11 protein-coding genes are annotated in these 12242 nt (G+C 28.4%); all 11 read left to right on the top strand.

Features of this window, described 5'->3' with window-relative positions; genetic code table 4:
* Position 1: 1 nt before the first annotated feature.
* Entirely contained in the window at positions 2–553 is a 552-nt protein-coding gene (yihA, locus tag ACWXVJ_RS02520) for a ribosome biogenesis GTP-binding protein YihA/YsxC (protein WP_438340657.1), read from the top strand.
* A 112-nt stretch (positions 554–665) separates the two neighbouring features.
* Entirely contained in the window at positions 666–2636 is a 1971-nt protein-coding gene (locus ACWXVJ_RS02515; RefSeq protein ID WP_444705021.1) for a GGDEF domain-containing protein, read from the top strand.
* On the top strand, positions 2617–3054 hold the full coding sequence (gene rplI / locus ACWXVJ_RS02510; protein ID WP_455966444.1) for a 50S ribosomal protein L9: 438 nt from the start codon (positions 2617–2619) through the stop codon (positions 3052–3054). Before ACWXVJ_RS02515 ends, rplI begins: the two co-directional genes overlap by 20 nt.
* 39 nt (positions 3055–3093) lie before the next feature.
* A complete protein-coding gene (gene dnaB / locus ACWXVJ_RS02505; RefSeq protein ID WP_455966443.1) occupies positions 3094–4512 on the top strand; it encodes a replicative DNA helicase in 1419 nt (472 codons plus the stop codon).
* A gap of 3 nt (positions 4513–4515) precedes the next feature.
* Complete coding sequence (locus ACWXVJ_RS02500; RefSeq protein ID WP_455966442.1) at positions 4516–5916, top strand: YitT family protein; 1401 nt, start codon at positions 4516–4518, stop codon at positions 5914–5916.
* 106 nt (positions 5917–6022) lie between these two features.
* On the top strand, positions 6023–7135 hold the full coding sequence (mnmA, locus tag ACWXVJ_RS02495) for a tRNA 2-thiouridine(34) synthase MnmA (protein ID WP_455966441.1): 1113 nt from the start codon (positions 6023–6025) through the stop codon (positions 7133–7135).
* A 31-nt stretch (positions 7136–7166) separates the two neighbouring features.
* Positions 7167–9830 (top strand): alanine--tRNA ligase, encoded by a 2664-nt coding sequence (gene alaS / locus ACWXVJ_RS02490; RefSeq protein ID WP_455966440.1) that lies wholly within the window; start codon positions 7167–7169, stop codon positions 9828–9830.
* Entirely contained in the window at positions 9823–10248 is a 426-nt protein-coding gene (gene ruvX, locus ACWXVJ_RS02485) for a Holliday junction resolvase RuvX (RefSeq protein WP_438340664.1), read from the top strand. Before alaS ends, ruvX begins: the two co-directional genes overlap by 8 nt.
* A gap of 4 nt (positions 10249–10252) precedes the next feature.
* Positions 10253–10600 (top strand): hypothetical protein, encoded by a 348-nt coding sequence (locus ACWXVJ_RS02480; RefSeq protein WP_438340665.1) that lies wholly within the window; start codon positions 10253–10255, stop codon positions 10598–10600.
* The gene (locus tag ACWXVJ_RS02475) at positions 10588–11340 is read left to right on the top strand and encodes a BC85_0335 family putative methyltransferase (protein WP_444705026.1); all 753 of its coding nucleotides are present in this window, start codon (positions 10588–10590) and stop codon (positions 11338–11340) included. Before ACWXVJ_RS02480 ends, ACWXVJ_RS02475 begins: the two co-directional genes overlap by 13 nt.
* Positions 11330–11800, top strand: coding sequence for a transcription elongation factor GreA (greA, locus tag ACWXVJ_RS02470; RefSeq protein ID WP_438340667.1), 471 nt, complete (start codon positions 11330–11332; stop codon positions 11798–11800). Before ACWXVJ_RS02475 ends, greA begins: the two co-directional genes overlap by 11 nt.
* Positions 11801–12242 lie beyond the last annotated feature (442 nt).

Genomic DNA, 12242 nt, shown 5'->3' with positions numbered 1-12242 from the left:
TATGTGAAAATTTATAAAAAGTTCAACTTCACAGGAAAATTGATTAGATTTTACCAGTTATGAGATTGTTTTTTGAGGACGCTCAAATGTAGGAAAGTCTTCGTTAATTAATGCTCTAGCTAATAATAAATTAGCAAAAACTTCTTCAAGTCCAGGACGTACAAGATTAATAAATTATTTTGAAACTAATAATAAAAAGATTGTGGTTGATTTGCCTGGTTATGGTTATGCTAGTATGTCTAAAAAAGAACAGCAGAAAGTTAGCGGAATAATAGATTATTATTTTCGCAACAGCCCAAATGATAAGATAGTTTGTTTCTTAATTGATGCCAAGATAGGTTTTATGCCGATAGATTTGGAAATGATTGAGTATATTAATAATTTAAAAATACCATTTAATATTATTATTACTAAAATTGATAAGGCTAACCAATCACAAAGGCATAGAGTAAAAACCCAGGCGCTAACATTTAAAAAAGAAGTAAATATTTTTATAGTCTCATCAGAAAAAAAAGTAGGGTTGCAAGACATTATCAAACATTTTGATTTTTAGTATTTAAATATGTTGCTTTCCAAAAATTTAAAATTACTAAAAATTAAATAATCTATGTTTAATTTAGTGCGCATTGGTCCATTTTTATATCAATTTTTGTATAATTTTACATATGAAAAACAAAGAAGACAAAAAAAGATTACTCATTTTAATAATTCAAGTATTTACTTTATTTATAGTACCAATGATTCTTTTGTTTGTAGGATTATTCCATTTACCTAATAATTGAAGAGTTCCTATTATTGTTATTTATTCGCTTTTAGTATTGGGCCTTGGAGTTTTTATATTTTTCATCATAAGAAGATATTTAAAAGAATCATCAATTGCAAATCAAACCCTAAATCAGTTCATTCAAAATGAAATAAGTGATCAAGGGATTGGTACTATTATTTTTTTAAATAATGGAAGGATTATATGAGCTTCAAACTTTGTTATTAACAAATTTGGTAAGTCGATAGTCGGAAAAAATATAAAAACTGTTTTTAATATTGAAGAATGAGATGGGAATAATAATAACTTTGTTTTTAAAAAAGATGACTATGAGTACGATGTTCAGGTTATTTTTGAAAAAAATATTGTTCAGATTAAAGATATAACTATTCAAACAGCTTTATTAAATGATTATAAGATGCAACGTGTTGTTTTTGGCGAATTTCATATTGACAATATGAATTTATACCAAGTATCCTTATCACAAGAAGATCTTTATGCTATATATTCAAGTTTTGGGTCCTTGTTTGATGATATTTCTAAAAGTTATAATATTATTTACCGGCAATATGAGAATGGGCGTTTCTTTGTTTTAACTAATCAAGAAACTCTTGAGCAACTAGAAAAAACCAACTTTGAGGCATTTAATCAACTTAAAAACAAGAGTCTGCATAAAGGTATATCCTTGACATTGTCTGGTGGGTTTTCATATGGTTTATTCAAGCTGGAAACACTTGATAAATTAGCCAAAGAGGCATTATTACAATCCAAAACCCGTGGTGGAGACCAAATAACTGTTTTAACAAAAAATGAACATCCAAGATATTATGGAACTAGCTCAGAAATAAACATCAATATGTCTCGTACTAATGTTAGCTATATTTCTAAGGTTTTGATTGCAAAATTAAAGTCTAAGAATATTAACAAAGTTATAATTTATGGTCATAAGAACGCCGATCTTGACGCGCTGGGTTCTGCGTGGGGTATTCATAAATTAGCAAGAGCTTATGAAAAAGAAACATTTATTCAAAACAAGACATTCGATGAAACCACGCAACGCGTTTATGATCATATGAGTCCATTAGACAAGCAAATCTTTATATCGCCAAAGGAAGCGACATTATTAAATGATAAAAAAACACTTGTAGTAATTTGTGATGTTGCTGATGAAACAAGAATTGAAAATCCTAACGCATTTAAAGGTATTGAAAAGGATAATATAATCATTATTGATCATCATCGAATCGGGGCAAACCCATTATATGCTTTTAGAGAAAATACTTATATTGACTCATCAGCATCGTCAGCCTCAGAAATTGTTAGTGAAATAATTGCTATTTCAAATAATGGTGACAAGATGGATGAGATCACAGCACAATATTTGTTAAATGGCATTTATCTTGACACTAATAATTTTCAAAAACAAACAAGTTCCAAGACTTTTTCAGCAGCTGCCTTATTAGAGATATGAGGCGCTAAGATCCAAATTTCAGTTAATACTTTAAAATTAGATATAGAAACCTTCAAACAAGTTTTAGAACTTCTTGAAAACTTGCAGGAGGTTAAACCTGGATATTTCATTGCTTATAAGAACATTTTTGTTTCCCCTGATGTAATTTCAATTGCTGCCGATGAAATCCTAAGAGTTAATGGAAGAAAAGCAGCCTTTGTTATTGGCAAATTAGCTGGGACTAAAAAATGTAAGATGTCAGCCAGAGGAATTGATACTAATGTTCAATTAATTGCAGAAGCAGTTAACGGTGGAGGACATTATGGCACGGCAGCAGCTGAAAGTGATGAAAATATCGAACTTTTTGTTGATAACTTAATACAAGCGATAGTGAGTGTAAAAAATGAAAGTAATAATAATTAAACAATATGATAAATATAAAGCAAATGAAATTATTGAAATCAATGATGGGTTTGCAAAAAATTTCTTAATAAAAAATGGTTATGCTCAACCAGTGAATAAGCAAACTCTAGCTAATTTAGAAAGAGTTAAGCAAAACATTGCCGAAGATCATGCAAGGGAAGTTGAAAAAGCGATTGTTTTAAAAGAGCAAATTGAAAAAATAACTTTAAACTTTTTCTTAAAATCGAACGGAAATATTGTTCACGGTTCAATAACCAACAAGGCTATTGAAAAAGAATTAATAAAACATAATATTAAAATTAGTGCTCATGCCTTAAATAAAGATTCTTATAACACTTTCGGAAAACATTATATTAATGTAAAGCTTCACCCGGAAGTTAATGCAATTTTATTAATTCAAATATTCGAAGAAAAATAATTTTATAACATAAAAAAACAATAAAATGAAGGGAGCAAAATGAGCATGCAAACATTAAACCCAAGAGAAACTGCTATTGCTAATAATGAAGCCTCCTTATTGGGATTAATTTTATCTGAACCTGAAACATATTTGAAAATTGCTGTTTTAATAAGGCCAGAAATGTTTCACTTTAAGAGTCATCAAATATTATATTCTGCTATTGTTGAAGTGCATAACTCTACTGAGCATTTTGACCTTTCTAATTTATTGGTTTACTTAGAGCAAAAAAAGCAGTTTGATTTAGTTGGTTCATTTTATATGAATACTCCTGAATATATTGGCTATTTGGTTCAAAATGCTGGTTTCTTGAGTGAAATTGAAATATATGTAAAAAACATAATCGATCAATATAAAATCGATAAACTTAATGAATTAATAGTTGATATTAAAAATACTATTGATAATAAAACCTTTAATGTGTCGGACCTTTTATCACATATTCAATTATCCTTGATCAATATTGATATATCAGAAATTAATTCCTCATTTGAAAAAATTGGCGATGTTGCAAACAATATAATGCAACAAATTTTGCGCAAGGAGGATAGTGATATTGGAATAGGATTGCAACTTGGTTTTCCAGAATTAGATGAATGCTTGCTTGGTTTAAATAGTGGGGATTTAACTATTATTGGTGCTAGACCGGCTATGGGTAAAACGGCCTTTGCTTTGAATATTGCTAATAATGTAGCTAAACAAGGGAAAAACGTTTTATTTTTTAGCCTTGAAATGTCCAATCCACAATTAGTCCAGCGGATGATTTCTATAGATTCAACTGTCCCTATTTACAAACTTAAAACCAAAGAATTAAGTATTGATGATCAAAGAAATTTATCTCATACTGTCGAAAACATGTTTGAGTGAAATATTGTATTAAATGATCTTGCTACTTTAAATATTTCGGATATTATTACCTTATCAAAAAGATACGCCCGAAATGCTAAGGTTGATCTTGTTATTATAGATTACCTACAACTTATTGGAGACAATTCAAAAAGGTCGCAAGAAAATAGACAACTTGAAGTGGCCAAGATTTCACGTTCATTAAAGCAACTTGGTCGGGAATTAGCATGCCCTATTATTGCCTTAAGTCAATTAAGCCGTAGCGTTGAAAAGCGTGAAGACAAAACCCCTATAATTTCTGATTTAAGAGAATCTGGAGGTATTGAGCAAGATGCCGATAGAGTTATCTTTTTACATCGCGATGACTATTATCGAAACAAAAAAAATGATCAAAATGCTAATAACGAACAAAAGGAAATGTTTTCAACAACAAACGTTATTGTTGCCAAAAACCGTCACGGATCAACTAAAACTATTCAATTAGGGTTTTATCCTGACTTTAATAAATTTGTCTATGTCTTAAAGGAACACGGCAACAACAAACATCAAATTTTCAAAGAAAAGGAGGATTAAATCATGGATAAGAAACAAAAAAACTTAGATAAAAAAATTCAAAAAACGAAGCTCTCCGTTGAGCAAAAAAAAGCTCTATATGATGAAAAAATGGCTATCTTAAACCCACAACAAGTAACCATTTTTAATATATGAAAAAAATATCCTAAAAAAGTTATTTGAATGTTATTGAGTGCTTTTTTATACAATATAGCAATTACTGTTTTTCTTAGAAAGGCAGCAACTATTGCTTCAGGCACATCATCGCTTTCGCAAATTATTACTTTTACTGCTCCTGCTACTGCACAATTCTATGGTTTATTTTATGTATTAGTTAATTTACCATTAATGTTTGTTTTCTGAAGAATGAATCCGAGAATGTTTATGGTTTTAACATACTATTGAATGCTATTTCAGGTTATTGTTCAATTAATATATATAGAATATGACGGTCGTGGATCAAATCCAATTGTTAACTTTATTAATCAAAAAATTTCATTCTATAATCCGGTTGGCGAGAATAATTTCTATTGAGCTCCTTTCGGAATTGATACGAGAGTAGTTTCAAAATTATATAACAACGGACAAAGTAAAGAAATATTAAAAGTTCTTCAAGGCGAAAATTTAACAATTGAATTTGATAAAGGCGCTAAGGAAGTTATTGCTTATTTTCAAAATCAATACGCTCCAAAAGACTTGAATTTGATAGTTAAAAATATTACTGATTCTGCATTAGTTGAACAATTTAAAATAGGAAAAGTATCACTCTTAGGTTCAATACCTTTATTATTAAAAGATACTAAAATTTATGGCGTTTATGATGGCCAAAATTGGCCGGTTCTTGTCTATGCTATTATGGGTGGTGCTTCAGAAGGATTTGCTTCTATAGTTGCATGAAGACAAAAAGGTTCTATTGGAGGAACATCAGTTATTTCTAACTTTATTGCATATAAAAATAAAAAACCAGTTGGTAATGTATTCTTAATGGTAGCAATTTGTTTTTCATCTTCATCAACGATTATCATTGGTTCGTTAGAATTTAGCGGAAATATTACAGGACATGTTTGAAATTCGGGCTTATTCTTAGTAAGAATTTTAGGTACTATTTCATATTTATTAGTATTTTCGACACTTGTTAATAAGTTTTATCCTAAATATAAGAAAGTTAAAATTGAGATATATACAAGATATCCTGAAATTGTTGCTGAACAATTTAAAAAGATTGGTTATGCTCACTCATTTAATATCTTTAATGGCGTTGGTGGATTTAGCCATGAGGAATTTGGCAAAATTGAAACTGTTGCTTTATTTTTAGAAAAAGATATTATTATGGAACAAGTTAAGAAAGTAGATAAGTCTGCGTGAATAACTACCTCAAATATTCATAGTATATCCGGTGTATTTGATACATCATTTGTTGATTAAGAGTCTATATAGAGACTCTTTTTATTTTTTATAATACTAGTTTCGTATAAAATAAATTTTTATTTCGTTAAAAACTTTATAATTTAATATATTTTATTGGAGCAAAATGAGCAAAAAAGTAATTTTAGGAATGAGTGGCGGAGTTGATTCTAGTGTGTGCGCATACCTACTCTTAAAACAAGGATATGAAGTTGAAGGTTTGTTTATGCGAAATTGAGATTCATTTTTAAACAATGATTTCTTAGGCAATGAAGACATTTCACAAAATATTTGTCCACAAGAACAAGATTATCAAGATGCAAAGGATGTTGCAAATCAACTAAATATTAAGCTACACCGTGTGGATTTTGTTAAGGAATATTGAGACAATGTTTTTAAATACCTAATTAATGAATATGAAATTGGCCGTACACCAAATCCTGATATTTTTTGTAATAAATTTATAAAGTTTAAAGCTTTTTCGGATTATGCATTTAATGAATTAAAAGCCGATTATATTGCTATGGGTCATTATGCATACACTAATGATGGGGAATTATTTCGGGCCTTTGACCAGACTAAGGATCAATCGTATTTCTTGGCTCAATTAAACAATGAACAACTAAAAAAGGTTATTTTTCCTCTAGCTAATATAACAAAAAATGAAGTAAGAACAATTGCTAAGAAGCTAAACTTAAAAACTGCCTTTAAAAAAGATTCAACAGGCATTTGTTTTATTGGCGAAAGAAGATTCACAAAATTTCTTGAAAATTATATTCCTGCTCAACCAGGTGACATAATTGATATTGCCACAAGCAATAAGGTTGGGGAGCATAACGGCGCAATGTATTATACAATTGGTCAACGCAAGGGTTTAAATCTCGGTGGATTTAAGAAACCTTATTTTGTTGTTGGACATAATATTAAAAAAAGAATTATTTATGTTGCTAATGAGGACCATAAAGAATATTTGTTATCCGATAAGATTATTGCCAAAGATTGAAATTTAATTGCTAAAACATATAATCAGGAAAACCTGTCGGCCAAATTTAGATATCGTCAAGAAGATATCAAATGTAAGATTCAACTTTTAGACAATAATGAAATTGCGATCATGTATAATGAAACAGAAGCTATAACCCCAGGACAACAAGTTGTAATTTATGATGGTCAAAAAGTTGTAGGGGCAGCAATCATTGATAGAATTTTTTATAAACAAAAACAAAAGAATTTTTTATAAATCAAATAATGATATAAACAAGGAGAAAAAAATGCTTTCATCAAAACAAATTAGACAAATGTGACTTGATTTTTTTGCTTCAAAACAACATCTTGTTGTAGAATCTAAATCTTTAATACCTCAAAATGACCCTTCATTATTATGAATTAATTCGGGTGTAGCAACATTAAAAGATTATTTTAGCGGTAAAAAAGTTCCGCCCGCAAAGAGAATAACAAATTCGCAAAAATCAATTCGTACTAATGATATTGAAAATGTTGGTATAACCGCAAGACATCACACCTTTTTTGAAATGCTAGGAAATTTTTCTATTGGTGATTATTTTAAAAAAGAAGCTATTGCATTTGGATATGAGTTTATTTTTAATGTATTGAAACTCGAAAAAGAAAAAATATATATAACATACTATGAAGAAGATTTGGATACATATAATAGATGAATTGAGTTAGGTATAAACAAGGACCATCTTATAAGTGGAACAAGAGATACTAATTTTTGAGATGTTGGTCAAGGACCTTGTGGCCCTGATACTGAAATTTTTTATGACCGGGGTGAAAAATATGATAAGCGCGGCATTGAATTGTTAAAAGAAGATATTGAGAATGATAGATATATTGAAATATGAAATATTGTATTTTCGCAATTCAATAATGATGGCGAAAATAACTACTCTGAATTAGCTACTAAAAATATTGATACTGGTGCAGGGTTAGAAAGAATAACCTCTATTATTCAGGATGCGCCTACTAATTTTGATACTGACCTATTTTTGCCTATTATTAGAAAAGTAGAAGAATGAACAAAATATCACTACGATATAAATAACTATTTTACAAAAGAGCCAGAACAGTTAAAAATTAATACTTGATTTAAGATTATTGCGGATCATATTAGAGCAAGTGTGAATGCTATTAATGATGGCGTTAGCCCTTCAAATGTTGGTAGAGGATACATTATTAGACGTTTAATAAGAAGAGCTTACCGCGCTGGTTTATCATTAGGAATACAACAAAAAACTTTTTTATATAAATTAGTTCAAGTTGTTAAGGACTCATTGATATATGAAATCGATGTTAAAACTGTTTCAAGAGTAATTTTTGATGAGGAAAATTTATTTGCTAAAACCATTAAAGATGGCGAAAAACTTCTTGAACACGAACTAAATAAAAAAGGTTTTATTGATGCTAAAATTGCCTTTAAAATGTTTGATACCTATGGCTTCCCTATTGAATTAACGGCTGAAATATTAAAAGAAAAGAATATCGAAATTAATTTGCAAGAATTTTATGATTTTCAAAAGGAACATCAAGAACGTTCGAAAGGTGGCTTGAAGGCTGCGATGCAAAAGGTTATTAATTCGCTTTCACTGGTTGACAGGAAAATTTCTGAATTTATTGGTTATGAATTTCTTGAGTCTAGATCAAAAATTATCTATTTGCTAAATGAAGAGCAGGAAATTGATAAGGTAGATAGCGATGATGATTTTTCTTATGTTATTCTTGACAATACTCCTTTTTATGCAACTAGTGGTGGACAAAATCATGACTTTGGCTATATGATGCAAGGAAATAATAAAATTGAAATAATTGATGTATTTAAAGATAAATACCAAAATCATGTTCATTATGTTAAAGGAAAGATTGATAAGAATTTACCTATTGAATGTTATGTGGACAAAGAAAAAAGAATTAATTATGCTAGAAATCATAGTTCAACACATATTATGTTCCATGCTTTAAGAAGAGCTTACACAAATGATATTATTGAACAACTTGGTTCAAACATTCATCCTGAATATTTTACATTTGACTTCGGATTAGATCATCGGCCAACTAAGGATGAAATTAAAAAAATTGAGCATATTATGCATGAATATATTGCAATGCAGGCTAAGAGAAATTATATTATTACTTCAGTCAAAAAAGCACAAGAAATAGGGGCATATATGACAATTGATGAATCTGAATATTATGATGCTAACAATGTCAGAGTTGTTGAATTTGAAAATATTACTAAGGATTTATGCGGTGGGACACACGTTGAAAATTCTGGCATAATCGAAAACTTTAAAATTGTTTCTGTTGATTCAAAGGGAACTGGAATTTATCGTTTGAAGGTTATTACCTCGGAAGAGTATGTTAATAAACATTTATACAATGAAATTTTAGAAAAGCAAAAATTATTGTCTTCCTTGGTAAAGAATAATAGAGCATTAGAATCTAATTATAATTTATCTTATTTGGTAGATATTCCTAGCCTTTCATCGCAGAAAGAAAAAATGTTGGATTATTATGATGAAGTCGAAAGTAAATTAAGAGAAGATTATAAGAAATTATTAAAAGAAAAGAATAATGAATCAGTAAATTTAAATGCTTATAATCCTGAAATAATTGGCAATAATGTTAAGTTATTCATAATTAATGAAAATGATGCAAGCTTACTAAGAAAAATTGCTGTGCAAATTCGTGAAGCAAATGCTGATGCATTGATAATCGGTCTTTCTAGAATTAAAGATGATAATTATTTTTTAATTGTTGCTTCAAAACAATATGACTCAACAAAGATTTTTAAAAGGATAATTTCTAACTTTAATGGTAAAGGTGGCGGTAATCAAATAGTATCGCAAGGATCAATCAATTCAACTAAACAGATTAAAATAATTATGGATGAAATTAAGGAATTAATAAATGCGTAAACTAGCTATGGATTTAGGCTCAAAAACATGCGGTTTTGCTATCAGTGATATTAATAATATAATTGCTTCTGGATTAGAAACACTCTATTTTGAGGAATGACATTTTATCGACGTTATTAGGAGAGTAAAATATTGACTATATGAAAGTCAATATAAGAATGAAATTGATACAATTATCTTAGGTTATCCAACAAGAATGGATTTTTCAAGAAGTCCAAGAACAATCATGGTGGAAAAATTTAAGCAAAGACTTCAAGACAATGTTGAAATAAATGTTATTTTACAAGACGAGAGAGAAAGTACAATATTTGCTGAAAATATTTTATATAATGCCGGATATAACGGCAAAAAAAGAAAAAATAAAAAAGATTCATTAGCTGCCCAAATCATACTAGAGGATTATTTAAAAAAAGGTTAGATTTATGGAAGAAATAAATAAAAATAACAATAAAAACATACGACAAAAATTATTTATCTTCTCACAAGAAAGAGAAATCATTTTGGAAAACAATGTTAAAATGTGAGTTTTGTTTTCGATTGAAGAAAATGGTGAAAAATACATATTTTTAACTAATAAAAAAGGTATTTTTCTATTTAGACAAACAAAATCTCATATTTTAGAAGAGGTAGAAGATGAAGGAATTGTTTCAATCTTAAGTGATTTATTAGAAGAGTTTGCTAATGAATTTGAATTAGTAGATGAAAATGGCGAATCTATTGAACACATTTTGTTTGAAGCTGAGACGGTAGATAATTTATGCGCAAATTAATATATATATCATCTATTTCTAACGGGACAAGCAAAATACCTCCCAACGTAAGAACGGGATTAATTATTTCTATTGCTATAGCTTTATTAATTGCCATTATCGCTCTTGTTCTTAGCCTTTATTATAAGAAGAAGGCTATTAAAAAATATTTATCCCCTAATGAAGAACGCGAAAAAGAAAAACTTATTAAAATTAATCCTAATTATGGTGTGGTTCTAAGCGGTATTAAGAAGTTTTATAATAATGATTTAAGTGATTTTTTTGTATGTTTTGTTGTTAATACCATTTATTTAAATGATTACCATAATATTTATATAGAAGATGATGATAATTATCTTGCTTTATCAGTATCAAATTTAGCTAATAAGAAAGTATTTTTTAATGGAACAATAGATTTAGGTATTAATGAAAAAATTTTATATGAATTTCCAGATCTAAAATTTGAAAATATCCAAAGTGTTGCTAAGCTTCCAAATGACAATGAATTAATAATAATTTTAAATAATAAGGATCAATTATTGGAGTCAACCATAAGTTCTAAAATAAACTTTTTAAACCCAAAAGGAATAATGATTATTGAAAATAATAAAAACATTAATTTAGATTTGTTAAAGAAGATATCAGCAAATCTTGGTTTGCGTTATGAAACTTTAAAATTCAAAAATAAAAGTGTTATACTTTTAGCTAAAAATAACATAAAAGACATTGTTGAAAGAGGAGAAAAAGAAGATGGAAGATAAAAAAATATATTTAACAAAGGAGAGCCTTGAACAATATGAAAAAAGATTAGCATATTTGCAAGAAGAAGCTAGACCGTTAGTCATCGAAGAAATCAAGGAAGCTAGAAATCAAGGTGATTTATCAGAAAATGCTGAGTATGATTCGGCCCGTGATAAGCAAGCCGCCATTGAAAACGAAATTCTAGAAATTCAACATATTTTAGAAAACGCCCATATTATTGTTGAAGACACAACCGGTTCTCATATTGTTAAAATTGGTTCAACAGTTAAGGCTTTAAATTTAAAAAATAATGCTGTTTTAACTATTATTATTGTTGGCGCACTAGATGCAGATCCATTTAGTGGGAAAATATCTAATTCTTCTCCGTTAGCCAAAGCAATTCTTAATCATAAGGTCGGCGATATTGTAGAGGTTGAGGCCGCTCCTAAATATAAGGTAAAAATTGAATCAATAATGTAGCTAAATATCCAGATTGTAGATAATTAAAATATATATTGTAAGATATAATAATAAGTTATAGAACTTCCGTATTTTTTAAAAATATAAGGAGGTTTTTTATTTTAAATCTTGAACTTTTTTCAATATTTGCTTTTAGCAAAAATATTTAAAAAAATTTTGTTAAATTTATTTTATTTTTTTTAACTTAATCATGTATAATGATATGGTACTTATTTTAAAAACGTTCTTATTTAATGTAAAAAATTAAAAAATTTTCATAATAAAAAGTTTAAAATAATGTATACTTATAAAAGTGCACTTTTTTGTGCCTAATATGTAGTTCTTTGAAAACTGGATACGAATACCATAACGTCAATTTTAATTTTTTAAAAATATAATAAAACCAAAATCAAATTTTAAGAGTTTGATCCTGGCTCAGGATGAACGCTGGCTGTGTGCCTAA

Source organism: Mycoplasma sp. 773 (assembly GCF_053851515.1).
Note: the sequence above shows the minus strand (reverse complement) of the source record. Positions and strands in the feature narration are given on the sequence as shown.